At 57.3% G+C, this 23,382-nt stretch carries 23 protein-coding genes; 6 read left to right on the forward strand and 17 right to left on the reverse strand.

Going from position 1 to position 23,382, the window contains the following annotated elements; all coding sequences use genetic code 11:
* Positions 1 to 4 precede the first annotated feature (4 nt).
* The 3 genes from EXR70_08515 (at position 5) to EXR70_08525 (ending at position 2,886) form a co-directional block, all read left to right on the forward strand.
* The gene (locus tag EXR70_08515) at positions 5 to 538 is read left to right on the forward strand and encodes a peptide deformylase (protein MSP38518.1); all 534 of its coding nucleotides are present in this window, start codon (positions 5 to 7) and stop codon (positions 536 to 538) included.
* Positions 539 to 934: 396 nt separating this feature from the next.
* Positions 935 to 2,230, forward strand: coding sequence for a 7,8-didemethyl-8-hydroxy-5-deazariboflavin synthase subunit CofH (gene cofH / locus EXR70_08520; protein MSP38519.1), 1,296 nt, complete (start codon positions 935 to 937; stop codon positions 2,228 to 2,230).
* A 26-nt stretch (positions 2,231 to 2,256) separates the two neighbouring features.
* Positions 2,257 to 2,886 (forward strand): hypothetical protein, encoded by a 630-nt coding sequence (locus EXR70_08525; protein MSP38520.1) that lies wholly within the window; start codon positions 2,257 to 2,259, stop codon positions 2,884 to 2,886.
* Positions 2,887 to 3,048: 162 nt separating this feature from the next.
* On the opposite strand, the gene EXR70_08530 is transcribed toward EXR70_08525, so the two are convergent.
* The 4 genes from EXR70_08530 to EXR70_08545 form a co-directional block, all read right to left on the reverse strand.
* Positions 3,049 to 3,711, reverse strand: a complete 663-nt coding sequence (locus EXR70_08530) for a hypothetical protein (protein ID MSP38521.1) — start codon at positions 3,709 to 3,711, stop codon at positions 3,049 to 3,051.
* An 18-nt stretch (positions 3,712 to 3,729) separates the two neighbouring features.
* Positions 3,730 to 5,535, reverse strand: coding sequence for an aspartate--tRNA ligase (aspS, locus tag EXR70_08535; protein MSP38522.1), 1,806 nt, complete (start codon positions 5,533 to 5,535; stop codon positions 3,730 to 3,732).
* On the reverse strand, positions 5,535 to 6,812 hold the full coding sequence (locus EXR70_08540; protein ID MSP38523.1) for a histidine--tRNA ligase: 1,278 nt from the start codon (positions 6,810 to 6,812) through the stop codon (positions 5,535 to 5,537). Before EXR70_08540 ends, aspS begins: the two co-directional genes overlap by 1 nt.
* Positions 6,813 to 6,900: 88 nt before the next feature.
* Positions 6,901 to 7,620: a hypothetical protein gene (locus EXR70_08545; protein ID MSP38524.1), complete on the reverse strand. Its 720-nt coding sequence runs from the start codon at positions 7,618 to 7,620 to the stop codon at positions 6,901 to 6,903.
* 30 nt (positions 7,621 to 7,650) lie between these two features.
* Here EXR70_08545 and EXR70_08550 point away from each other — a divergent pair, with 30 nt between their 5' ends.
* A complete protein-coding gene (locus EXR70_08550; GenBank protein ID MSP38525.1) occupies positions 7,651 to 8,742 on the forward strand; it encodes an ABC transporter substrate-binding protein in 1,092 nt (363 codons plus the stop codon).
* Between the two features lie 24 nt (positions 8,743 to 8,766).
* Here EXR70_08550 and EXR70_08555 read toward each other — a convergent pair whose 3' ends face one another.
* From EXR70_08555 to EXR70_08575, 5 genes are all read right to left on the reverse strand, one after another.
* Positions 8,767 to 9,054 (reverse strand): hypothetical protein, encoded by a 288-nt coding sequence (locus tag EXR70_08555; protein MSP38526.1) that lies wholly within the window; start codon positions 9,052 to 9,054, stop codon positions 8,767 to 8,769.
* Between the two features lie 66 nt (positions 9,055 to 9,120).
* The gene (locus EXR70_08560) at positions 9,121 to 10,443 is read right to left on the reverse strand and encodes a hypothetical protein (protein ID MSP38527.1); all 1,323 of its coding nucleotides are present in this window, start codon (positions 10,441 to 10,443) and stop codon (positions 9,121 to 9,123) included.
* A gap of 95 nt (positions 10,444 to 10,538) precedes the next feature.
* On the reverse strand, positions 10,539 to 11,786 hold the full coding sequence (locus EXR70_08565) for a hypothetical protein (protein ID MSP38528.1): 1,248 nt from the start codon (positions 11,784 to 11,786) through the stop codon (positions 10,539 to 10,541).
* 85 nt (positions 11,787 to 11,871) lie between these two features.
* Complete coding sequence (locus tag EXR70_08570; protein MSP38529.1) at positions 11,872 to 12,243, reverse strand: peptide chain release factor-like protein; 372 nt, start codon at positions 12,241 to 12,243, stop codon at positions 11,872 to 11,874.
* A gap of 80 nt (positions 12,244 to 12,323) precedes the next feature.
* The gene (locus tag EXR70_08575; protein MSP38530.1) at positions 12,324 to 13,415 is read right to left on the reverse strand and encodes a hypothetical protein; all 1,092 of its coding nucleotides are present in this window, start codon (positions 13,413 to 13,415) and stop codon (positions 12,324 to 12,326) included.
* Between the two features lie 82 nt (positions 13,416 to 13,497).
* Between EXR70_08575 and EXR70_08580 the strand changes: the two genes are divergently transcribed.
* Positions 13,498 to 14,664 carry an AbrB family transcriptional regulator gene (locus tag EXR70_08580; protein MSP38531.1) on the forward strand — a complete coding sequence of 389 codons (1,167 nt, stop codon included), beginning with the start codon at positions 13,498 to 13,500 and terminating at the stop codon, positions 14,662 to 14,664.
* Positions 14,665 to 14,776: 112 nt separating this feature from the next.
* A complete protein-coding gene (locus EXR70_08585) occupies positions 14,777 to 15,046 on the forward strand; it encodes a DUF433 domain-containing protein (protein ID MSP38532.1) in 270 nt (89 codons plus the stop codon).
* Positions 15,047 to 15,181: 135 nt separating this feature from the next.
* Here the strand turns inward: EXR70_08585 and EXR70_08590 are convergent, their stop codons facing one another.
* The 8 genes from EXR70_08590 to EXR70_08625 all read right to left on the reverse strand — a co-directional run bounded on the left by EXR70_08590 (position 15,182) and on the right by EXR70_08625 (position 23,290).
* Positions 15,182 to 15,970, reverse strand: coding sequence for an extracellular solute-binding protein (locus EXR70_08590; GenBank protein MSP38533.1), 789 nt, complete (start codon positions 15,968 to 15,970; stop codon positions 15,182 to 15,184).
* Positions 15,971 to 15,997: 27 nt separating this feature from the next.
* A complete protein-coding gene (locus EXR70_08595; protein MSP38534.1) occupies positions 15,998 to 16,270 on the reverse strand; it encodes a hypothetical protein in 273 nt (90 codons plus the stop codon).
* A gap of 143 nt (positions 16,271 to 16,413) precedes the next feature.
* Positions 16,414 to 17,586 (reverse strand): hypothetical protein, encoded by a 1,173-nt coding sequence (locus EXR70_08600; GenBank protein MSP38535.1) that lies wholly within the window; start codon positions 17,584 to 17,586, stop codon positions 16,414 to 16,416.
* Positions 17,492 to 18,601, reverse strand: coding sequence for an amidohydrolase (locus EXR70_08605; protein MSP38536.1), 1,110 nt, complete (start codon positions 18,599 to 18,601; stop codon positions 17,492 to 17,494). Before EXR70_08605 ends, EXR70_08600 begins: the two co-directional genes overlap by 95 nt.
* A gap of 66 nt (positions 18,602 to 18,667) precedes the next feature.
* The gene (locus EXR70_08610) at positions 18,668 to 19,693 is read right to left on the reverse strand and encodes a hypothetical protein (GenBank protein MSP38537.1); all 1,026 of its coding nucleotides are present in this window, start codon (positions 19,691 to 19,693) and stop codon (positions 18,668 to 18,670) included.
* A gap of 80 nt (positions 19,694 to 19,773) precedes the next feature.
* The gene (locus tag EXR70_08615) at positions 19,774 to 20,727 is read right to left on the reverse strand and encodes an ABC transporter substrate-binding protein (protein ID MSP38538.1); all 954 of its coding nucleotides are present in this window, start codon (positions 20,725 to 20,727) and stop codon (positions 19,774 to 19,776) included.
* A gap of 90 nt (positions 20,728 to 20,817) precedes the next feature.
* The gene (locus tag EXR70_08620) at positions 20,818 to 21,780 is read right to left on the reverse strand and encodes an ABC transporter substrate-binding protein (protein ID MSP38539.1); all 963 of its coding nucleotides are present in this window, start codon (positions 21,778 to 21,780) and stop codon (positions 20,818 to 20,820) included.
* 106 nt (positions 21,781 to 21,886) lie between these two features.
* The gene (locus EXR70_08625; GenBank protein ID MSP38540.1) at positions 21,887 to 23,290 is read right to left on the reverse strand and encodes a UbiD family decarboxylase; all 1,404 of its coding nucleotides are present in this window, start codon (positions 23,288 to 23,290) and stop codon (positions 21,887 to 21,889) included.
* Positions 23,291 to 23,382: the final 92 nt, after the last annotated feature.

Genomic DNA, 23,382 nt, shown 5'->3' on the forward strand with positions numbered 1-23,382 from the left:
TTCCATGTCGATTCTCAAAGTCACTCGTCTCGGTCATCCGGTATTGCGCCAGGTCACGAAAAATATCTCCGTCAAAGAACTCAAAAGTCCGGCGATGCAGAAATTCATCGACGACATGGTTGAAACCATGAAGGAATATGACGGTGTCGGATTGGCGGCGGATCAGGTGTTCACCTCCAAACAACTGGCAGTGCTGGAAGTCGCCGACAATCCGCGGTATCCGCGCAAAGCCAAGGTGCCGCTCACAGTGCTGGTCAACCCCAAAGTCACGCCTATGTCGGATGCCATGGAAGATGATTGGGAAGGTTGCCTGAGCATCCCCGATCTGCGCGGTCTAGTGCCGCGTTATAAAACGATTCGCGTCCAGGCGCGGGATCGTCTCGGCAAGAAATTGGACTTCATCGCCAACGGCTTTCACGCCCGGGTGATTCAACACGAGTTCGATCATCTCAACGGCAAGGTTTATCTTGATCGCATGCGTGACTTTACCACGCTTAGCTTCCTGCAGGAGTTTTCGCGTTATTGGATGACGAAGTAACTAACAATTCTAGCATTCAGATTTGCGAGAAAAACATTGAGACCGGAGCGTAGTCCAAACACCACTCATCACAGTAAAAGCGATGTTGCACCTTCCATTCCGTCATTCCCGTGAAAACGGAAATCCAGGCGATCGAGAATAAACCGTTCATATAATCTCTGTGAACTCCGTGTGCTCTGTGGTGAACCCCATCTTCGGACGGGCGAGCGCCGCTCGCCCCTACACCGGATGCGCAACCGCCGGGGAGCCCTGCACAGAGGTCGAGGTCCAGAATCCCACCCGCGCTTAGGATTGTCCTCTCGGCGCCGCGTGCCGACTCAACGCTCATAACTTTCCTCTCCGCGTTTCCTTCGTTCCGTCGTTGAGTTTCCGCCATCGAAAGGCTAAAGTCGCGCCATGAATTTTCCGCATCTAGAATCGTCGCTAGACCGGCTGTTGAGCGCGGTGTCGCACCCCACGGCGCGGACTCTCGATCGCGCGCTTGCGGGTGAAGATATTTCCGTCGACGAAGCCACCGCGCTGTTCGAAGCGGACGGTTCCGATCTCTTGGCGATCCTCGCCGCGGCGGATCATTTGCGCGCCCAGACCATTGGCGACGTGGTCACCTACGTCATCAACCGCAACATCAATTTCACCAACGTGTGCGTGAAACAGTGCGGCTTTTGCGCCTTTAGCCGTGGCCATCTCGCTGAGGAAGGCTACTTTCTGCCGATCGAAGAAATCATTCGCCGCGCCGGCGAAGCCAAGCAACTCGGCGCCAGCGAAGTTTGCGTTCAAGCCGGTCTGGCACCGGGCATGGACGGCTGGCATTATGTAAAACTATGCCGAGCCCTCAAAGAGGCGTTTCCCGATCTGCACGTGCACGGCTTTTCTCCCGAAGAAGTTTTATACGGCTCGACGCTCACCGGCGCGACCATTCGCGATTATCTGATCGCTCTCAAAGAGGCGGGCGTCGGCAGCTTGCCCGGAACTTCCGCCGAAGTGTTCGTCGACGAAGTGCGCCAGCGCATTTCCCCCGGCCGGATCAGCACCGAACAATGGATCGAGGTTATTCAAACCGCTCATGAAGTCGGCATCCCGACGACTTCAACGATCATGTATGGCCACATCGAAACCGCGCGCCACCGGGCGATTCATCTAAATGTTTTGCGCGACGTGCAAAAGCGTACCGGCGGTATTACCGAATTCGTGCCGCTTAGTTTTGTCTACGACGAAGCGCCCATGTCGCATCGCAACAACTTGCCCGAGCTGCGCCACGGCGCCAGCGGCGCGGAAGTGATGAAGATGTACGCCGTGTCGCGTCTCATGCTCAACAACTGGATTCCCAATTTACAAGTGTCGTGGGTCAAGGAAGGGCCGAAGCTGTCGCAAATCGCTCTACTCGCCGGCGCCAACGATTTTGGCGGCACGTTGATCAACGAAAGCATTTCCACCGCCGCCGGTTCCGCCTACGGTCAGCTGATGAAACCCTCTGAGTTCCGCGGTCTGATTCGTGAGATGGGGCGCATCCCGGCGGAGCGCTCGACGACCTATCAAAAAGTTCGCGTCTTCGAAACCGAAAGCCGTCATCGCGACCTGCTCGATGAAGTGAACGATCCGGCGCAGCGTTTCGGCTCCTATCAAAACCTCATCCAGCTCAAGCAATACCGCTTCCGGGATTTTTACCGCGAGCAGAAGAGCGTCAAAGTTTAATTTCGCCAGCACGCGTGTTTCATCAGATGATCGGCAATCCTGACCAATTCGAAGCGCTCGGCAACCGGCTCGGCTTTCGCATCGTCGAAAACACCCCGGACAAAGTGCGCCTGGTCTGGCAAGGCGCGCGTTTTCCAGCGTTTCTTTGCCTCGGCATGGCGCTGTTGCTGCTTGGAGTTTCGATTCCCATCGTTCAAGCTTTGTTGCTGCGCGGCTTTGTCGGCCCCGCCGGTTCACTGTGGTATTTCCCGCTGATGAATATCGTTCTGTTCGGTATCGCAATTTTTCTCATCACCCAACGGCGCAGCATCGAAATCGATTCCAACTCTCGACAACTCGTGGTGCGGCGCCAGAGCCTCTACCGCTCGATTGTTTTCACAGTCAGCTTCAATGAGATCAGCAAAATCACTCTAAGCAACGATCAGATCAACAGCGGCTTTGCCGTCGGCGGTTCGACGGCGGCGCAAACCTTCGCGGTGCCGGCATTGCGCCTGGTGGTTGGCAACGGCGCCAACGTGCTGCTCGACCGCGGCAGTTTCAAAAAGCTCGCGGAGATCGGCAATCTGATCAGCGAACGAATGGCGGCCTTGCTCGAAGTCGACACGCAAATGGCCGAGCCGTTGCTGAAAAGAGAACTGCGCGCGAGTTTGAATTGACTGCCCACTCGACTAATTGCCTTGGGGATTGTGACACCTTCGACGGAAAGTAGACTCGTAGTTCCGTCATACCGGCGCAGGCCGGTATCCAGCTTTTCTCTTACCTTGAATAGCGCAAGCGAAGATGGATGCCGGCCGGCGCCAGCATGACAACGGCTTTCATTATGAAGCCGGACCGCGGGCGATGATCTGGTGTAGCTGGCCAATCGCTTTCTTGACCCCTTCTTGGGCCAACTCATCGGCACTCAACCAACGCACGCCGCGCAGACTGATGTCGCCGAGAGCGAAAATATTTTCACTGAGGAATTTTTGCGTCTCGTCGAATTGCACCGACCAGATGACGTCGCCGCGACGAATATCGACGAGTTCCAAAACAAAGGTCACCGACGCCGGACTCTTGGCGCCCCATTCATCGCCGACCCGCTCGCGAAAACGCTGCACCCGTCCGATCATCACCGCATCGGCATAAACCATTTCGCCAATCTTTCTGAGCCGGCTCACTTCGCCGTCCGCCGGCAGACCTTGGCCCATTTCACGCACTTCATTTTCCGACACGATTTGCCAATTGGGCAACCCGGCCATGGCCGAATGAACTAAGCGCGCCAGGGTCTCCGGCGCCTCGCGCTCGCTGGTACGCGGCTTCGGCGGATTGGTAAAGGGAATTTTTTGCGTCGGCGCGGGTACCATAGCGCTGGGCGGCAGGATCGCGATGCGGCGAATCCGGCGCGCTTCAAGATCGGTGGCATGGCGGCTCTGTAAATTACCCGGACCGATGGCGCAGCCAACCAGGGAAAACACCAACAACAACTGAGAGATTTTCAGCATCGTGTCACCCACCGATGATCATTGTTTGTCGCCACCGCTGACGCGAATGCCCAATTCGCGCAACTGGCGCGGGTCCACTTCCGACGGCGCTTCGGTGAGCATGCAGACGGCGCGCTGGCTTTTGGGAAAAGCGATGACGTCGCGCAAAGATTTCGCGCCGCTCAAAAGCATCGCCAAGCGGTCGATGCCGAAGGCGATGCCGCCATGGGGCGGAGCGCCGAAGCCTAAGGCTTCTAGGAAAAACCCGAACTTGGCGTCGGCTTCGGCACTGTCGATGCCCATAAGGCCGAGAATTTTTCGTTGCAACTCGACCTGGTGAATACGGATGCTGCCGCCGCCGACCTCCGTGCCGTTCAAGGCCAGATCGTACGCCTTGGAGCGCGACTTAGCCGGCTCGCTGTCGAGTAAGTGCATATCTTCGTCCAACGGCGCGGTGAACGGATGATGCAGTGCGACGTAACGTTTTTCCTGGGCGTCATATTCCATCAAGGGAAAGTCGACGACCCAAACCAGGGCGTAAACTTTTTCCGGGATCAAGCCGAGCTTCTCGCCCAAGTGGAGGCGCAGATTGCCGAGCGCGTCGTGGACGATTTTCGCGCTGTCGGCGGAGAACAGCACGACGTCGCCGACTTGGGCCTGGGAAATTTTTTCAACTTCTTTTTGCTCGGCCGGCGATAAAAATTTCGCGATCGGCGACTGCCACCCTTCGGCGGTGATCTTGGTCCAGGCGACGCCTTTAGCGCCGAAGGTAGCGACGAAGGGCGTCATATCGTCCAAGTCCTTGCGCGACATGTCGGCGCCTTTGGGAATGCGCAGGCCTTTGACGACCCCGCCCTTTTGGATCGCCGCGGAAAATACTTTTGCCTGGCAGTTGGCGAGCACGGCGGTGAAGTCGCACAGTTCCAAACCAAAGCGCATGTCGGGTTTGTCCGAACCGAAACGGTTCATCGCCTGCTCGTAGGTCAGACGCGCGAAGGGCCGCTTGATCTCGATACCCTTCAATTCTTTGAACAGCAGCGTGATCATACCCTCGACCACGTTCATGACATCCGCCGAATCGACGAAGGACAATTCCATGTCGAGCTGGGTAAACTCAGGCTGGCGGTCGGCGCGCAGATCTTCGTCGCGAAAGCATTTGACGATTTGAAAATAGCGGTCGAGACCGCCGACCATGAGAATCTGCTTGAACAGCTGCGGCGACTGCGGCAGCGCGTAAAACTTGCCGGGATAAATCCGGCTCGGCACCAAATAATCCCGCGCCCCTTCCGGCGTGCTCTTGGTCAATACAGGGGTTTCCACGTCGATGAAGCCCAAGCCGTCGAGATAGTCGCGAATCAGTTTGGTCATACGATAGCGCAGCAACAGCGGGCCGAGTCCTTGGGGCCGGCGCAGGTCGAGGTAGCGGTATTTGAGTCGAGTGTTCTCGTTGGCATCGGTTTCGTCGTCGATGATAAACGGCGGCACCGCGGAGGCGTTGAGTAATCGTAAGTCGTTGCTCTTCAACTCCACTTCGCCGGTGGCGAGATCGGGATTGATGTTCTCGGGCGAACGCTTGGCGAGCACGCCGCGCACGGCGATGACATCTTCCGAACGTAGCTGCTTGGCCTTCTCGTGGGAAACCGGATCGATCTCGGGATTGAACACCACCTGGCAAATGCCGCTGCGATCGCGCAGATCGACAAAGATCACGCCCCCATGATCGCGCCGGCTATGCACCCAGCCCGCCAGCGTCATCTCCTGGCCCACCGAAACCGCCCGGGCCTCGCCGCAATAACAAGTGCGCTTCCAATCGCCCAACGGGTCGCTAAAAACTCGCTCCGCCATTAATTTGCCTTCCTCGCCGTCAACTCGGTTTCGATCTCAGCCAATGAAATTTCTTTTTGTTGTTTGGTCGTCATGTCGCGCAAGATCACATGGCCTTTCGCCAACTCATTGGCGCCGACGATCAACACCGACGCGGCATTGAACTTGTCGGCCCGGCGCATTTGGCTCTTCATGCTGCGCGCTTCGCCGTCCATCTCGACACTGAGTCCGGCCCGGCGCAAGCGATGCACCAGCGGAAATGCCCAGTCACGCGCTAGCTCGCCGAGCCAAACGATAAACAGCGCCGGCGGTTCCGGCGCTACGGCATCTTGCAAGCGCAGCAGCATGGTCAAGCGCTCGACGCCCATGGCGAAGCCAACGCCGGGGATCGCCGGTCCGCCCAGCTGTTCGACCAAACCGTCATAGCGCCCCCCCGCCGCCACCGCGCTCTGGGAACCCAAGAGTGAAGTCGTCCATTCGAAGGTAGTCCGGCAGTAATAATCGAGCCCGCGCACCATGCGCGGATTGAGGGCAAACTCGACTTCCGTATCACCGAGCAAGCGTTGAACCGTGGCGAAATGATCGAGGCAAGCGGCGCACAAGCTATCGAGAATCGATGGCGCCTCGCGGGTCGCGTGAATGCAGCCTGGCTCTTTGCAATCGAGGGCGCGCAGCGGATTGCGTTCCATGCGCCGTTGACAATTGCCGCACAGCTCGGCTTCGCGCTGGCGCAAAAAAGCCAACAGCGTGGCGCGATATTGCGGCCGGCATTCGGCGCAGCCAAGCGAGTTAAGCTGCAACTTCGGTTCGGGCAATCCCACCGCGGCGAGAAAATCATGGAGCAGGAGCAACACTTCGGCATCGATCAGCGGATCGCCGCGCCCCAAAGCCTCGGCGCCGATCTGATGAAATTGCCGCATGCGCCCCTTCTGTGGCCGCTCGCGGCGAAACATCGGTCCCATGTAATAAAGCTTTCGCACCGGCTCGACTTTATACATTTCCGCTTCGACGTATGCGCGCACGACCCCAGCCGTGCCTTCGGGACGAAGCGTCAATTTAGTACCGTCACCATCGCCGCGGCCGTCGCGATCTTCGAAGGTATACATTTCCTTCTCAACGATATCGGTGCTCTCGCCGATGGAGCGGCTAAACAGCTCGGTCTTCTCCAAGATCGGCATGCGTATCTCGGCAAAATTGTAGGCGCTAAAAACCCGCCGCGCCGCCGCTTCGAGCCGCTGCCAAGATTCCACTTCGCCGGGGAGAATATCGGCGAAACCTTTGATGCTGGTGATCTTCATGGGGAAACTTACCGCGTTTTATCAAGACACCATAAGAACTAGCGGAGATCAAGTTAGCGCCGCCGGCAGGTCCCTGGTGACATGGCTATTAGCGCGTGTTGTAGCGGTACAACCGGCTGCGCCGGGTGGTGCCCTGCAGCTCGGCGAAGAGAAAGCCGCGAAAGGTCATAAAGTAAGTCAGCGCCGCGCCTAAGACAAAGGCATAGAGAAACAATTGCAAGATGACCGGTAGAGCCAAAAGATAGGACTCAAACACATCGAACAGGTAAAAGCCGGCGACGCCGAAGATTAGATTGGGCACCAACCACTCGATCCAGTTGTCAACGATGAATTGATAGCTGGCGCCGATCAGTTCCAATCCGGTCGTGCGGCTTTGATAGATCAGTTCGGGCGCCGCGTTGAGGATGATGTAAACCGCCAGCTTGAAGAGCAAATAGAGCAAGGCGCCGTTGGCCGCCGAAGCGAAACCGACCGCCACCACGCGCATGGGAATCCACAGGATAAAACCGATGGTGATCAGCTCCCAAATATAGACTGTAAATCCGCTCAAAAAATCATTGACGTTGGCGCGGCCGCTGTCGAGCAAGTTTTTGATCAAGAACAACGCCGAACTGGCGCAGGCTTGGCTCGCGAGCGAATACAACATGCCGCCGATGAAACCTAAAGGCGCGACGATGGTGCCGACCACGGTCAAGATGATGCCGTAGGCCAACGGCGCCAAGCTCACCACCCAATTTTTGCTCAGACATTGCCCGGCGCGACTCAAAGCCGCGGCGTACAACCAAAGGGTAACTTGCAACGTTTGCATGGGTTTATTTATAGCAGAAAAATAATCGCGATGCCGAATCGGTGCGGATCAAATTCAATCTTTAGCCATTGGACAAAGTGTCAGCCGCTGGGTTATATCGGCTACAAAGCAAAAACTGGAGGACGCATGCAAAGCGTGGCGTATTTTTTCCTGATACTTCTGATGTTCTTGGCATCGCCGACCAGCGCCGCGGCGCAGGCGCAACCGTTTACGCTCCGCTACGGCCAGATTCCTTCGACGGTCAAGACGGTGTCGGCGCTGCCGTTTCATATCGCCGGGCGCAAAGGATTTTTCAGCCGTGAGGGTGTCGATCTTAAAATTATTCTAATCGAAGGCGGCGCCGCTAACATGGTCATCGCGCTCAGCCAGGGCTCCGTCGACATCACCCGCACGGCGACCCCATACTTGATCCAAGATGTGCTCAAGGGTTCGGACAACGTTGCCATCCTGGGCGAGACCGCGACGCCGATCTATAGTTTGATCGTGCGGCCGGAAATTAAATCTTTCGCGCAACTCAAAGGCAAAACCATCGGCCTTTCCCTAGCCGTCGACACGATTTCTATTTCCACCCGCAAGCTGCTGGCGATGAACGGTATTTATGAGAGCGATTTCAAGGTCAAAGAGTTAGTCGGCACACCGGCGCGCGCCGATTGCTTGAAAAAAGCTGAATGCGACGCCGTGCCGCTCGGCCAGCCTGAGGATTTCCAATTGATCGACCAAGGCTACCATCGCCTCGGCGTTTCCACCGACGCTATGAGCAACTTTCAGTTTATCGTCAGCGCCGTGCGCCGCGCTTGGGCAAGCAAGAACCGCGAGTCGTTGTTAGCGTACGCGCGGGCGTTGGCGGGCGCCTACCGCTACATGCGCGATCCCGCCAAGCGCGATGAAATCGTCGCTCTCGTCAGCGAGACCACCGGCACCTCGCCGGCCATCGCCCGGCAAACGCTGCAGCTTTATTTCGAGCCCGAACGGGGAGTCTTTCCCAAACAGGGAGAAATCGACGTCAAAGGGTTCAATGAAGTCATTCGCGTCATGGGCGAGGCCGGCGAACTTAAAGCGCCCCTGCCGGCGGCCGAACGATTTATCGATTTGCAGTATTTAAAAGCCGCGGGATTGCAGTGAACAACGGACGGAAACGATCGCCACTCAACAGGAGTAAATGTGGACGGCGTCTTCATCGATGCGGTGGCCGCGGGTGATCAACGAGACGATGCTGCGGACGTTGCGCGTGACATCGGCGAGGTTGGCCACCGGAAATCCATCGGCGAGATATCTGCCGATGATTCGATCCTCGCGTAAATTGACGATTTCTAGAAAGTCTTTATTGTTGCCGTCGAAGTAGTGCTGCATTCCGGGCGGCGGACTGTCCAAGTCTGCTTGCAGCGCCTTGGTGATTTTGATTCCAACGAATAACCGACTAGCCGATTCACTCATTACGCCTCCACTGTCTGGGCTAAAAATAACATTTCGGTTCCAAAACTGCCATCGACGTGGCTACGGCTAAGCGAAAACAAGCTTGCCGTCGCGGTCGCGGATCAGACCGCGGCCGTCGCTGGACGACGGCATGTTTGCCGGGCCGATGCGCAGTTCGTTCACAGGAACATGGCCGTGAAAGGTGTCGACTTCGAGCATCTCCTTGGCTTGGCGTTCGACCCCTTTTGGGTCGCGCCCTTCGGCGACGTCCGCCATCGCCTTGTGCCAGATGCGCCGCATCATGATCACGCCGCGATCGGAGCTGGCAAGATGTTCCAGGCGCCGCTCGGGAATTGCGCCTTGGGATTCTTGCAAGACTAAATCTTCGAGTGCCGGAATGCCTTCCCAACCTTTGTATTTGCGTTGATCGTAATTTTTCTCCTCCGCGGTGCCTTTGAGATTGTCCGGCAAGCCGAAGAGCCAGCCGCCGGTAAAATTGCCCCGGCGTATCAGGCTATAGCGAAACAGTTCGAAGTGGTGATCGTCGATGATCCGGATCATGCCGCCGCCTTCTTGCCGTTCGTCGGTGAAGTCGGGCGGAAAGCCCGAGCGGATGCCGGAGAAACGCCAGTGGATCGGCATGGCCATTGACCAAGTGTTGACGAACTTGATCTCCGGATCGCCGGTGTCGAGCACCGAAACGGTTTTCATACCGTAGTCGGTTTCCACCTGCTCCAACGGCAGCGGCGACCAATTCTTTACGCTCCGATCGCTAAACGGTTTGAGTTCGTCCGGCAGATCGCGCACGACCAAGCCGTGGAGAATTGTCGCGTGGCCCATGTCGGCGAAATTTTCCATCCAGTTGAGATAGTTGTAGTTGCGAATATCGCCGCCGACCAGTTTCACCACGCCGTCGGTGCGCGCCAAGACGTCGATCTTCGCCAGCGCCGGCGGAGATTCTTTGTCCGGACCCATGTAGGTCCAGACGACACCGGCCCATTCTTGGACCGGATACCAAAGATGACGAATGGTATTCTTGAGATTGCTGTCGCAGGGCTCCAGCGGCGTATCGATGCAGCGGCCTTGGCTATCGTACTTCCAGCCATGGTAAGAGCACATCAAACCGTCTTCGCGCACCTGGCCATACTCAAGCGACGCCAGACGATGCTGACAACGAATGCCCAACAAACCCGGCCTCCCCTTGCCGTCGCGAAACACGACTAAGTCCTCGCTCAACAGGCGCACCGCGATGGGAATATCCTTTAGGTGCGCCGCCAAACAAACCGGATGCCAATAGCGGCGCAACATCTCGCCGCCTTTAGTCCCCGGCCCAGTGCGCGGCAGATCGTCGAGTAATTGCTGATAGCCACTAGCCGGCGTTTGACCGATATCCAAATTACGTTCCGCCATATGACTGTACCTCCGTCGCTTAGCTGCCAATGTCCCAACGGACGCAACCTGCTGCGTCCCGAGTACATCCGAGATCCGACACGAACACGAACACGCTATCTCTCCGCCACGACACTATACCGCTTCGTCAAGGCGATAAAATTCTCCGCAACGATCTGCGTACCGAAGCGAGAAAAATGGCGATCATCGGTAAAGTAGGGATTTTGCCCTTCGGCGATCATGCGCTGATAAATCCAGCCGCTGATATCTTCGCAGCCAAAACTGGTCGCCTTGCACATTGCCAAAGCGGCGCCGCGGCGCGGATCGAGATCCACCAGCGTGCGCGCGCTGCGGGCGAGATTGGCATAAATTTCCGCGTGATCGGGATGGATGACCATGGCGATGCGCCAGTTGCGATCCTTGGCGCTATCAGCGACGCCATCGAAGAACAACTTGAGCGCTAGCCGTTGCTTATCGTCAAGCGGGCGCCGCGGGTCGAAGTTTTGCGGATCATGGGCGTAGCGAAGCTTTACTTGCTTCACGCCATCGACTGCATACTGCCACGGCTTTAAGGCAGCCTTAACACGCGGCGCATGGAACCAGGCGAAGGTAAACGTTGCGCGGCGCCAACGGTCGAACCGTTCTGTCAAATCGGCGATCGTTGGAAACTTCCCTGCAAGTCCGCGCGCTCTGCGGGTGAAATATTTATTGACGCCGACAAAATCGTTGTAGGCGTAAAGGTAGAACGCCACGAAGGCGCCGGGTGCGATCCGTTGAGAAACATATTTGAGAGTCGCCAAATAATCCGCCGGCGAATTGCCGGTGACTCCGAAGACGCAAGGTTGGATGCCCAACTCGGTGAGCACGGGACCAAAGGTATCGTGATAAACCAGCCCGCTGCCGTAAATCATCGAGTCGCCGATCAGCGCATACTGACAACGGCGCGGATTGCCCCTAGTGCTGATCGGGTCGGCGCGAAAGCCGTCGGCGCCGATAAAAAGTTCATCGAACTTCCAACCTGAAGCGTCAGGATCGGATTGATTGGGCGATTTTACATTGACCCGGGTTCCGGGAACATAGTGAGAACGATCGAGGGCCATGTATTGATCCGCCACCGTGCCGGGACGGCGCGCGGAATAGTAGAATTCGAATCCAATCAGCGCCACCGGTAGGATCAAGATAAAACCGACGAAGCGCATCAATTTCAACGGACCGAACAGGGTCCATGAAATTGCCATCATAATCGGCCAAGAAATAAGCGCGCCGCGCAGCGCGCCGCTGATCATGCCGACCAGCACGGCGTAGAGCGTACCGACGGCAAAGGCCAGTAAGAAAATAGCCAAATGACGCAAAACACTTTTCATGAATATTAATCAAAAGAGGAGACTCTGAATTCCTCTGTGTTCTCGGTGGCCTCGGTGGTGAAAAGATATTCCGGCACTCGTCGCATCAGTCGTGCCGATCGTGCCGCACCGAAGCTCTTCCCTCTTTCTTTTCCGATTGATGGCGTTTGTCGTCGAGCATGCGCGCTTTGGCGCGCCGGGAACGTTTTCTTTTCTGACGGCGAATTTTTTCGATCCTTTGCTCTTCGGCGGCGATGGAGCCGGTAAACTTCGCTTCGATTTTATCGAGCAACAACCTACGCGCCAGAAAACGATTGAGCCCTTGGGAGCGCTCCTGCTGACATTTCACCTGGATGCCGGAAGGCCGGTGCAACAGTACGACACAAGACGAGACTTTGTTGACGTTCTGCCCGCCGGCGCCCGACGAGCGCACGAACTGTTCGTCAATATCGCGTTCGAGCACACCCAGCGCTTGCATGCGCTCGGTGAGTTTTTTCTCTTTGTCGCTGGAGATGGGAAACGAAGCCACGCTTTATACTCTTTTTAGTTGGAAAAATTTCAGATGCCGTAAAGTCGCTTCGGGTTGTCGGAGAGAATCTTCCGCTTAGTCTCGGCGCTTAAATCCGCCATCGCTTTGAAGCGCGCGATGGCGTTGAGTTCGCTGGAGGTATCGCCATGGCCGTAGTCGGTGCCGATGACCAGATTATCTTCACTGGCGTAGGAAATTACATAGGGGAAATCGTCGTCGGTCTGAGTTGAAACGTAAATGTTGTACTCGCGCAGGCAGTCTTTCGAAATCGGCCGGGCGCTGCCAAGGGAACGGCGTATCGCCTCATGAATCACCCAGGGAACCCATTGGCTCGACACTTCGATGAACCCCCAGCGGAGCTTGGGAAAAACCTGCGGAATCTCGCTCATGATCAGAGCGAAACAAGCGGTCACTGTGGGCACGCGGAAAGTCGAAAAGCCGCCGCCAGCGTCGTTGGTCAACAATTTAAATAACTCCGGACTGCCGTTGGCCAAATGCACCGTGACCGGAATATCCAAGCGTTGGGCTTCTTCGTAGATCGGATAGAAAAATGGGTCGGTCATCATTCTTTCGCGCTCGAAGGGGCGCATGCAGACGCCGACCGCGCCATGTTCCTTGGCGAAGCGAATTTGTTCGACGGCTTCGTTGGGCGACAGCGCCGGCACGACGCAGGTCCAGCGCAGGCGATTCTCGCCCATGCGCCAAACATCGGCGAGCCAGCGGTTCCACGCCCAACTGAGCGCCAGCTCGGCGTCAGGGCGGCTGGTGAGCGGCGTGATCCACAGTGAATTGAACAGCACCTGCACGTCGATGCCGAGCTCATCCATGTGGCGCAGCCGTTGGGCGACGTTGGAAACTTCGCGAGCTTCCACCGGTGTAGCAACCTGCCGGCCGAATCTTTTCAAATGGGCTTCGGATTGGGCGTCGTCGGGTGAGGGAAACTTGCTGCCGAGATTTTCACCGTCGAGAACCCAGATCTGGCGTTGGGGATTTTGCGGCGAAGTCGTCAAGGTCGGTCGAAATTTTTGCTCCGACGCTTCCAGGTAATCCCACACCCGCTCGGTCTCAACCACATGGGCGTCGGCATCGATGACATCGGTTTTTATTCCGGCATTCGACATAAATAACTCCTGGCGGCAAAGATAACCTGCCTATCATCGGCTGTCCACCAGGAAGGATGCGCGACGGGAGGATAATTTTCAAATGGCTATCGAATTCCCGCGGCGCACAAGTTATAAGAATCACTGTTCGCCGCAGCGCGCCAACACGATGACTCAAACCGACCAACTCCGCCGCCAGCTACCGAGCATCCTACGTGCCCTCGCCGTCGGCATCCCAGCGGGCTATCTGTTTGCGTGGCTGAAAACTCCGATCCCATGGATGATCGGCCCGATGGTGGCAGTGGCGGCATTGAATCTCAGCGGCGTTTCCATGGATTCGCCGCCCTACGCCCGTCAATTGGGACAAGTGATACTAGGTTCGGCGGTGTCGCTTTACTTTACGCCGCCCGTGGTAACGGCGCTGGCGGGAAATCTGCCCGCGGTGTTGGCCACCACCGTCGCGGTATTTTTAGTCGGCATCTTCGGCGCGCTGACCCTCAGCAAGGCTTCCGGCGTCGATTGGAAGTCGACTTTCTTCGCGTCGATTCCAGGCGGCGCCATGGCGATGGCTGTGCTCGCGGATCGCTACGGCGCGCAAATGTCGCCGGTGGCAGTGGCGCACAGCTTGCGCGTTTCACTGGTCGTCATGATCGTGCCCTTCGCCCTGACATACGGCGGCTTTCCTCTTGAAGCGGCGGCGTACAAACCGAATCTGCCGCTGGTGCCGCTGGTTTTGCTCCTCTGGCTGTTGGCCAGCGCGATCCTCGGCGAGATTTCCGAACGGTTTCATTTTCACAACGGCTGCCTGCTGACGCCGATTTTTTTCGGCGCGGCGCTGACCCTGAGCGGCGTCGAACTTTCCGCCGTGCCCCATGGATTTACCGACTTTGCCCAGCTCATGTTCGGCTTGGTGCTCGGCGCCCGTTATGAGCGCGCCTTCTTCGCGCGCAATAAGCTCTTCATCCCGTTCGCGCTGCTCAATTCGCTCTTCATCCTGGTCGCCTCCGCCATCGCCGGCGCCGGCCTCGCATGGCTGTTTAACTTACCGATGGCCACCATGATCATCGCCACTTCGCCGGGCGGTTTAGCCGAGATGACGCTCACCGCCCAAGCGCTTCATATCAGCGTGCCGTTAGTCGTCGCCTTCCATTTATTTCGCGTCGTGGTGGTGAACATGGGGACACAGCATATTTTCGTCGCGGTATCCGCCCTGATGGGACGCCAGCCGGTGCAAAAAAGCCCAGCGGTAGCGCCAAAACCGATCGATTGAATCGATGGGAAGATGATTCTAACGCTAGAAGAAATATTTTCGCTTGCCGAAAATCATTTCAACGATGTATCATTGGCTATCGCAACAAATTCTTCGGAGTACTTACTATCCTATGACCGTTGAATCATTGCTCGCCCGGGTGCGAGTCGATCCTGAGGTCTGCTCGGGCCGGCCCTACATTCGCGGCACGCGCATCCGCATCGCGATCATTCTCGACGCCTTGACCGAAGGCCTCAGTCCCGCGGCGATACTCGATCATTATGCGGCGTTGGAGTTCGACGACCTGCGCGCGGCCTTGGAATACGCCAGTCAGCTAGCCCAGGCCAACGGCGGCTTTGCCATTGTCAATCATCAGCCCCAACAGTTCTTTCAAACCCGCTGACCGCCGGTTCGCTAAACTCACCAGCCCCGTAGCGATAGATCGATCAGATTGCCGTCGGGATCGGCGACGCGATGTGCCGCTTCGCGATTGGGCAGCTGTTTCTAATTTTCGCCATGCTAACTTCCGAGCGCAATTTCACCGGTTCAACAAAAATTCTTCGCGCAACTGCTGATAAGTCTTGTCGTATTGGATCGCGTCTTCTGGCGTCAACAGCAGCACCTTCACGCCCTTGGCTTCTAAATCCAAATCCGGATAGCGCGGCTTGAGACCGCGCCGACCCGAAGAACGGCCGCCTTCGGAAAAACTCTTCTGCGCCGCTTCGGAAAGAATATAGTCGAGCAGCAATGCCGCGGCGTGGGGACGCGGAGTTTTCTTGACGATACCGATGGGACTGGGCGTCGCCGGGGTCGGATCGGGATAAGCAATCTCCACCGGACAGCCGCGCGAGTATTTAAGATCGGCCAAACGGTAAGCGTAGAGATCGATGGCCGCTTTGAACTCGCCGGCGCATAGAAGCTGCGCCAGCAACGTATGTCCCTTGCGGATGACCACATCGTTTTTGCTGATCCCTTGGAGATATTTTTTGGTCCGTTCCGGCCCCCAGGTTTTGAGCCAGCCCATCAACGATTTGTCCGGGTCCATGTCGAGGGCGAAGTTGCCTTTCCATTTGGCGTCGAGAAAGTCGTCGTACTTCTTGGGCGCGTCGGCGCTAGTCACCATGCGCGTGTTGTAGGCGATCACCGCGACGTTGAAGTCGTACGCGGTCCAATAGCCCTGGCGATCTTTGTGGGTGTCGTAATACGCCGCCCGTTCCGGCGAAAAATATCGTCCGGCGACGCCGGCCTTGATCAGCGCCGGCATATGCTCGTTGCTCGCCGCCATGACATCGGCGTCGAGCTTGCCGCTGCGCGCTTCGGTGAGCAGACGATTGGCGACGCGCTCACCCGACGCTCAATAGCCCTCGATCTTAACGCCGTAGCGCTTGTCGAAATCGACGCGCAGCCGCTCCAGATGATCGCTGCTAACGTTGCCATAGATGATCGCTTTGCCGCCTTCGGCTTTGGCGCCGGCGACCAGCCGCCTCTGCCGCTCATCCGGAGCAAGCTTATTCAATTCCTGCCAAAGTTCTTCAGGTTCTTTGGCGGCAGCGGCGAATCCTTGCGCTGCCGGCGCCAACAACCCGGCGACGAGCAGCATTATGATTACCGTAGTGAATTGTTTCATCGAGTTCCTCTCAAGCGTGAGCCCTTGCAGCAGCGCACGTTCTCTTCAATCGCAAAGAAACAGGCGAGAAACAAGTTGCGGCTATGCTTTGTCAGCACCCTCGATCCTTGCGCACTCCCGCAAAGAAAAGACCGCGATAGATTTCATTTACCGTCGCCGCCCAGCCGTTTGCACAAGCCGAGATCGATCACGTCTTCGACTTTTAGCGCCGCCGCCTTGGGATTGATTCCCAGTTCGACCATGAGTTTTAATATTGAGCGCACGCCGGTGGTGGTCGGACAAATATTCCGCGGCAACTCTTCGACCAGCTGCGCGTAGAACGGCTCGGCGCGCTCGGCACTCGCCATGCGCAATTGCTTGACCATGGTCTGGATAACAGTTTTCTTATTGACTGCGTTGCGAATGAAATGAATGGCATCCACCGTCGCGCGGCCGACGCGTTCGACCATCATCGGATCGTTGCGCAGCAGTTTTCGTGTCGTCACCATGCCGCTGGCCTGAAACGGCAGATTGAGTTGGCCCATGTCGACCAGCACGGCGAAACCTTGGGCGCCGATCTGTTTGGTCATCTCCGGCGCGAGAAGCGTCGCCTGGGCGTTACCGGTCTGAAGTGCCGCGACTCGCACCGGCTCCTCGCCGGTTAGCAATAAAGTGATGTTGTCCCGTTTTGGATTGAGACCGAGATGATCGAGCGCCACATGGGCGCCCAGCGATGCCAAACCGCCGGCGCTGGCGCCGATGGCGACGCGCTTGCCCTTGAGATCATCGGCCCGCTTGATGCTCGGATGAACCACCAATTGATAGCGCACGCTGTTCTGATTACCCATGAACATGACCAGATCGCCGCCGGCGGCCACCGCATTGGCGACATGGGTTGGTCCGATCAGACCGACGTGAACTTCCCCGGCGAGCATCGCCTGGGCCGCCCGCGAGGCGATGATGAATACCGGTTCAAGCTCGACATTATGCTTAGCGAACAAACCCTGCTCGCGCGCCACCCAAATCGATGTCATGTAAGCGTTGATCGCGCCATAGGCAAACACCGCCTTGGACGGCGCCTCCGCAGCGCGGCAATATGAGCCTGACCATCCAACAAACAAGTAAAGTGAAAGAGCTTGGATCAGCTTTGTGCGCATACGCAGCTTCTTTAATTCTCGGCGTCGTGTCTTCCGTGTAGGGGCGACCGGCGGTCGCCCTTCCCTCGATTCAACGCATCGATCACTAAAGATTATACAGCCGCGCGCAATTGTCCCAAAGAATCTTTCGCCGGCTGCCGTCGCTGACATCTTTAATCGAGAAAAATTCATCGAGCGCATGCGGAAAGTGGGCGTCAATATGCGGATAGTCGGTAGAGATGAGAATATTGTCGTCGCCGATGCGCCGGATCACGTCGGTGACCAACTCCTCATCCGGGTCCATGGAGATAAAACACTGCCGCAAAAAATATTCGCTCGGCTGGCGCGATAGCGACACATCGGCCAACGGCCCGTGCAGCTTGGCGCGCTCGTCGAGGCGATAAAGCAGCCAGGGCAGCCAGGCGCAGTTGCCTTCGAGAAAAGCCACGCGCAGCTTGGGGAATTTTTCTAAGACGCCGCCGGCGCAGAAGCATGAGATCGCTTGAATCAGCTCCAGCGGATTACGCAGCGCCAGGGCGACGATATTGGCGTTGGGATGGCCGAAAAATTTATTGGCGACTTGGTCCTGTTTCGGCCTTGCCGGCGGATGAAAACACAGAGCCACGCCGAGCTTCTCGATCTCAGCCCAGAGCGGATCGAAGTAGCGGTCGTGAATCCGCTTGCCGTTGATCGGCTCGGGACAAAGCGACAGCGCGCGGATCCCCAACTGGTTGACGACGCGCCGCACTTCTTCAACCGCCAAGTCGACATCGTGCAACGTGATCAGCGCCGAGCCCTTGAGCCGCTGCGGGTTGACCGCGCAGAAGTCGGCGATCCAACTATTCCACGCGCGACAAAGATCGTTGGCATACTCCGGTTCCAACGTTTCGTCACAATGCAGCGGCGAGGTGCGGAACAGCACCGCTAGATCCAAACCTTCGCGATCCATCGCTTCGACCTGCGACACCGCGTCATAGTCGCGCGCCACGGCGAAATCGTAACGACCGGCCACTTGCTTCTGACCGTGCTCGATCACGTCGGTAATCGCCCGCAGCGTCGTGCCGCCGCCGAGCTTGAACTCGACCCGGCCATGTTTGCCGTTGCGCTCGCCGCGCGGAATCCGTTCGCCCCATTTCGGGTTCATGAACTTGTCGTAAAGATTCGCCGCGTCATAAACATGCATGTCGCTGTCGAAGGTCTTGAATCCTTGTTTCATTTTCTGCACTCCGCAATAATTCTCTAGACCCGAAATGGTTTTGAGCGAGTTGAACCGGAGAATTATTTATTTCTTCGGCAGCAGCACTTCCGCCAACTTGCTCTTCACCGGTCCAGCCAATTTGCTGAAGTTGACCATCGTCTTCGCCAGATCCTCGCCGCTCATGGGATCGACTTCTTGTTGGGCGCTCTTCGCCTCGGCCAGCATCGCCGGATCTTTTAACGTGGCGGCCAGCGCTCGGCGCAAAAGCTGTACGCGATCTTTCGGCGTGGCCGGCGGCGCCGAGAATGCCAGCGTCACGGCATTGACATCGTGAATCCCGGTCTCGATCAATTGCTTGGCCTCCTCGGTCTTGGCGTAACTGATCACCAGCGGCACCTGCGGGATCTCCGCAATCGGCACCTTGTTGGCTTGAACGACCGGTAAGACATCGCCGGCTTCGTACTGGCGCCGCCAAATGCTTTTTAGCCCCGACCAGCTGGTGCATTGCCCCGCCAGTTCACCGGAGTCGGCGGCAAGCGCGATATCCGCCGTACCCTTGTAGCCCTGGACCAACTGGATCGGCAAGCCCAAGGCAATTTTGAGTATCTGCGAGATGTCGTCCTGCCGCGTGCCCGGAATCATGCCGCCGAGCTTCACTGGCTGTTTCGCGGCATACCATCTATCCATGCTGGTGATACCGCTGACCTTGGTCAGTGCGCACACCATGGTCTGCTGCGTCGGCACGCCGATCCATTCGAACTTGAGCGGGTCGAACTCCATCCCTTGGCCGCCCAAATATTTTTGCAGAGCCAGACCGCCAACCCAAACCCCGATGGTGAGTCCATCGGGCTTGACGCGGTTGTAAAGATGATTCGCCGAGATCAACGTGCCAGCACCGGTCATGTTTTGCACGATCACGCTGGGATTACCCGGCAGATAACGGCCGAAATGGCGCGCCACGATACGCGTCAAGGTATCGAAGCCGCCCCCAGGCGGCGCACCGACGATAAACGTGAAGGTCTTGTTCTTGTAAAAATTGTCCTGAGCGCGCACCGCGGGTGAAAAAAGAATTGTTAGCGCAAGCACCGTGAAAAATACGCGTTGCCGCATGGACTCTCCTAAGCAAGTCGATGATAGAAATTTGGAGCGCTGCGAAGATTTAACATGAAAGGACGACCCTCAGTCCAGCCCTATTTCTTGATCCCCAACTCCCGCTGCACGTCGCGAATGATGCCGAACTCCGCGACTTCACTCAGCGCCACGGCGCGCTCGATCTTCATCGCTTCGCGCCCTTGGTCGATAACCAGCTTGAGCCCGCTCTCAGACATGCCGCCGTCTTCGCTGAAAATCTTCCAGGTCGAATCGTAGGTCGCCGCCGCGCTTTCGCGGTCGACCTTGACCCAATCCATCATCGATTGAATCGTCCCCTCGCGATTGGACCGAACATATAAATTAGCCCGCAGCAAAGCCTTGACCATGCGCCGAACTTCGTCGGGTTTTTCCTTGAGTTTTTTTAAGTGGGTGCCGACGCCGGTGAACGGCATCTTAAAGATTTCGTGGAAGCGCGACAGCACACGGTAACCGCTGCGCTGGGCGTCGGTATCGGTCGGCGGCGACAGCACCGCAACGTCGACGATCCCCTCTTTCAACGCCGCGTAGCGGCTGCGCTCCCCGCCCAGCTGAATAATTTTTAATTCTTTTTCCGGATCGACGCCGCCATGTCTCATCATCATGCGCGCCGCCACGTCGGATGCCGCGCCATAAGTGCTGACCGCCAAAGTCTTGCCCTTCAAGTCGCGGATAGTTTTGTACTCCGGGCGAGCGATCAGTAGATGGGTCGAGCTGTCCATGTAGCTGGCGACGACTTTCATCGGCAGGCCGCGCAGCGCGCCGCGCACCACCGAGGAGAACACCAAGGTGTAATCGATATCGCCGGTGGCCAACGCGGTAATCGACACGTTGGCGTTCATCCGGATTAACTCGACGTCCAACCCCTCGTCGCGAAACATCCCGCGCTTGAGCGCCAAACCGGCAGTTAGAAAAGACACATCGACCGCCGAAATCGACATTCGCACTTTGTCCGCCGCCTCGACCGCACCGAGCATCACCGTCAACGATAAAATAATGACAACAGCAATTCTCATCGGAATCTCCTTACCCTTTACCCTTCACCCCTTACGACTATCGAATCAACCTCTGCACCCGCACCGCGACGAATCTTCGTGTCGGATCTTCTACAGATCCAGAGTGTTCGGCGCAAATAGCTCTCCATAGGTCAATTTCTTTTCAGCCAACCCCTGCTCGTACAGATAACCCATCAACGTCTCGACCACGTGGCGGTTTTTTTCAAAACCGTAGGGCCAGGGATCGTCGCCGAGGATTCGTCGCTGCTCGTCCACCGGGCCGCGGAACCACGCTAGGCTAATCTTATACGGCGATAAATCCACCAGACGCGCGTGAGCGTCTTCCTTGGCGCGCTGAAATGCTTTGAACAAACTGCGCGCGATCCACGGGTGCGCTTCCCACACATCTTGGCGCAAGGCGACCGAGTGCATGATCGGAAAGATGCCGGTCTTTTTGAAATATTCGGCTTCGACCTTGGGCGAGTCTTCGAACAAGCGGCGCACATGCGGCGGCGGATTGAACAGCGACGGAAATAAACTCGGAATCATGATTGCATCGAGCTCGCCGTCAAACAGCATCTGATCCGGCTTGCGGCCCGGCGCAATGCGCGTGACTTTGTAGCGCTTGGGCAAGTCCATCTCCATGCGCGAGTGCGACTCCCAGGTGTGCCAGTGGAGGTCATCGAGATTAACGCCATACTCATGCTGCAAAGTGCCGCGAATCCAAACCGTCGCGGTTTGTTGGAACTCGGCAAGGCCGACGCGCTTGCCCATTAAATCCTTTGGCTCGCGGATACCGCTCTTGGTATTGATGAAAATATAGGAATGGCGAAACGCCCGCGCCGGAAACACGGGAATCGCGGTGAGCGGCTTGCCGATGCTGCGTGCGATGATGTACGACGACAAGGAAATCTCCGAGGCGTCGAAGTCGTAGTAGTTGAGCATCCGCGTCCATATTTCCAAATGGGGCAAGACGAGCCAGTTAAGCTCAATCCCCTCCGGCCGAACCGTGCCATCGATCAACGGATGCGTCCGGTCATAATCGCCGCAGGCAATAGTCAGTTGTAATGCCATAGTTGCTCCTCACAAATTTATTCACCACGAAGGACACGAAGGTTTCGGAAAGTATTTCCCCAGCTTCGTGATCTTCGTGTCCTTCGTGGTGAAACGTTTTTTTCAATTACGATAACCGATCGCCCCATTTGCCGATTATCCGTTCGCGCAATTCTCGGCTCGAGCGTGAGACCGCCGGAAATGTTTCTTTCCATTCGTAGGGCCGCGTCGCGTCGATGATGGCGCGCGAGTTGAAACCCTTTTGATCCTTGGGAATGATCGGGTCGAGCGGGCCGCTCCAGCAGCGGCGCAGGATTTCGATATCTTGGGCCGGATCGGAGCGCGTGCACACCGCCCACAGTACTTCGTTCAAGTTGGTCGGATCGATGTCGTCGTCAACGACGATGGTGTAGCGCCCTAAATAGGCCGCGGCGTGACACTCAGTCGCGATCAAACCGGCTTGGCGGGCGTGACCGGGATAGCGTTGCTTGATCGCCACGACCAGAAATAAATATGCCGCGCCGGCTGCCTCGTGGTACCAGACACCGCGCACGTCCGGCACACCGGCCGCTTCGAGATCGTCCCACACCAGCGCGGCTTTGAGCGGCGCGCGCCATTTGCGCGTGTAGCCCAACAGGATCGGATCGTTTCGGTGCATGACATTGTGAATTTTCACGATCGGCTCGGGCCGCGACGAGCTACCGTAGTAACCGGTCCATTCGCCGAACGGCCCTTCGATTTTTTCCGGGCCGAGCACGCATTCGCCTTCCAAAACAATTTCCGCCGTGGCGGGAATCGGCAGGCCGGTGAATTCGCCCTTGATCACATCCACCGGCTCGCCTTGAATGCCGCCGATGAAATCGTACTCGCACACACCGTAGGGCACCTCCAACGCGCCGGCGAGAAAGATCAACGGATCGTGGCCGACGGAAATCGCAACTTTGAACGGCTCGCCGCGGGCGAACGCCTTGTCGCGATGAATCCGCCCATGGCGCCCCGGCGCGATGTAAAAGCCGACGGTGTTCTCGTCGTGGATCATCACCCGCGCGGTGCCGAGGTTGGTCCAGCCCTCTTCGGGATCGTGGGTAATATTCACGCTGCCGGTGCCGATGTAGCGTCCGCCGTCCAGTTCGAACCAGCGCGGCGTCGGGAATTTTAGAATGTTGACATCCTTGCCGCGCTGAATATTTTCCAGCACCGGTCCGTCGCGCACGACACGCGGCGCGATATGCTTCAAAGCTTTCGACCGCGTACGCCACTCGGAGACGAATTCCATCGATGACAAATCCTGCGGCATGCCCAGACTCAATCCGAGCCGCTTGGTCGATCCCAGCGAGTTGACCAGCACGCGATAGCCCTTGGGATAACCTTTGACCGAATCGAACAACACCGCCGGCGAGCTGCCGCGCTCGTTGACGATGTCGGCAACCCCGCCGATTTCCAAATCCCAATCCGCGCCGTCGATGTGGCGGATCTCACCGAGCGCGTCGGCCTGCTTGAGCCAACTCCTCATGCCGTCTTCTTGTTTCATTGCCTCACCTTACAAATCGTTTCAACACTCTTCGTAGGATGGGTTGAGTCCTTCGACGTGGCTCAGGATAGACTCCGCGATACCCATCGTTC

Source organism: Deltaproteobacteria bacterium, assembly GCA_009692615.1.
Taxonomy (GTDB): domain Bacteria; phylum Desulfobacterota; class Binatia; order UBA9968; family UBA9968; genus DP-20.

Bases quoted from the DNA above. Each gene is read 5' to 3' on its own strand.
- EXR70_08515 (MSP38518.1), top strand. From the start codon at position 5: ATGTCGATTCTCAAAGTCACTCGTCTCGGTCATCCGGTATTGCGCCAG.
- cofH (MSP38519.1), top strand. From the start codon at position 935: ATGAATTTTCCGCATCTAGAATCGTCGCTAGACCGGCTGTTGAGCGCG.
- EXR70_08525 (MSP38520.1), top strand. From the start codon at position 2,257: ATGATCGGCAATCCTGACCAATTCGAAGCGCTCGGCAACCGGCTCGGC.
- EXR70_08530 (MSP38521.1), bottom strand. From the start codon at position 3,711: ATGCTGAAAATCTCTCAGTTGTTGTTGGTGTTTTCCCTGGTTGGCTGC.
- aspS (MSP38522.1), bottom strand. From the start codon at position 5,535: ATGGCGGAGCGAGTTTTTAGCGACCCGTTGGGCGATTGGAAGCGCACT.
- EXR70_08540 (MSP38523.1), bottom strand. From the start codon at position 6,812: ATGAAGATCACCAGCATCAAAGGTTTCGCCGATATTCTCCCCGGCGAA.
- EXR70_08545 (MSP38524.1), bottom strand. From the start codon at position 7,620: ATGCAAACGTTGCAAGTTACCCTTTGGTTGTACGCCGCGGCTTTGAGT.
- EXR70_08550 (MSP38525.1), top strand. From the start codon at position 7,651: ATGCCGAATCGGTGCGGATCAAATTCAATCTTTAGCCATTGGACAAAG.
- EXR70_08555 (MSP38526.1), bottom strand. From the start codon at position 9,054: ATGAGTGAATCGGCTAGTCGGTTATTCGTTGGAATCAAAATCACCAAG.
- EXR70_08560 (MSP38527.1), bottom strand. From the start codon at position 10,443: ATGGCGGAACGTAATTTGGATATCGGTCAAACGCCGGCTAGTGGCTAT.
- EXR70_08565 (MSP38528.1), bottom strand. From the start codon at position 11,786: ATGAAAAGTGTTTTGCGTCATTTGGCTATTTTCTTACTGGCCTTTGCC.
- EXR70_08570 (MSP38529.1), bottom strand. From the start codon at position 12,243: ATGCAAGCGCTGGGTGTGCTCGAACGCGATATTGACGAACAGTTCGTG.
- EXR70_08575 (MSP38530.1), bottom strand. From the start codon at position 13,415: ATGTCGAATGCCGGAATAAAAACCGATGTCATCGATGCCGACGCCCAT.
- EXR70_08580 (MSP38531.1), top strand. From the start codon at position 13,498: ATGGCTATCGAATTCCCGCGGCGCACAAGTTATAAGAATCACTGTTCG.
- EXR70_08585 (MSP38532.1), top strand. From the start codon at position 14,777: ATGACCGTTGAATCATTGCTCGCCCGGGTGCGAGTCGATCCTGAGGTC.
- EXR70_08595 (MSP38534.1), bottom strand. From the start codon at position 16,270: ATGAAACAATTCACTACGGTAATCATAATGCTGCTCGTCGCCGGGTTG.
- EXR70_08600 (MSP38535.1), bottom strand. From the start codon at position 17,586: ATGCGCTCGATGAATTTTTCTCGATTAAAGATGTCAGCGACGGCAGCC.
- EXR70_08605 (MSP38536.1), bottom strand. From the start codon at position 18,601: ATGAAACAAGGATTCAAGACCTTCGACAGCGACATGCATGTTTATGAC.
- EXR70_08610 (MSP38537.1), bottom strand. From the start codon at position 19,693: ATGCGGCAACGCGTATTTTTCACGGTGCTTGCGCTAACAATTCTTTTT.
- EXR70_08615 (MSP38538.1), bottom strand. From the start codon at position 20,727: ATGAGAATTGCTGTTGTCATTATTTTATCGTTGACGGTGATGCTCGGT.
- EXR70_08620 (MSP38539.1), bottom strand. From the start codon at position 21,780: ATGGCATTACAACTGACTATTGCCTGCGGCGATTATGACCGGACGCAT.
- EXR70_08625 (MSP38540.1), bottom strand. From the start codon at position 23,290: ATGAAACAAGAAGACGGCATGAGGAGTTGGCTCAAGCAGGCCGACGCG.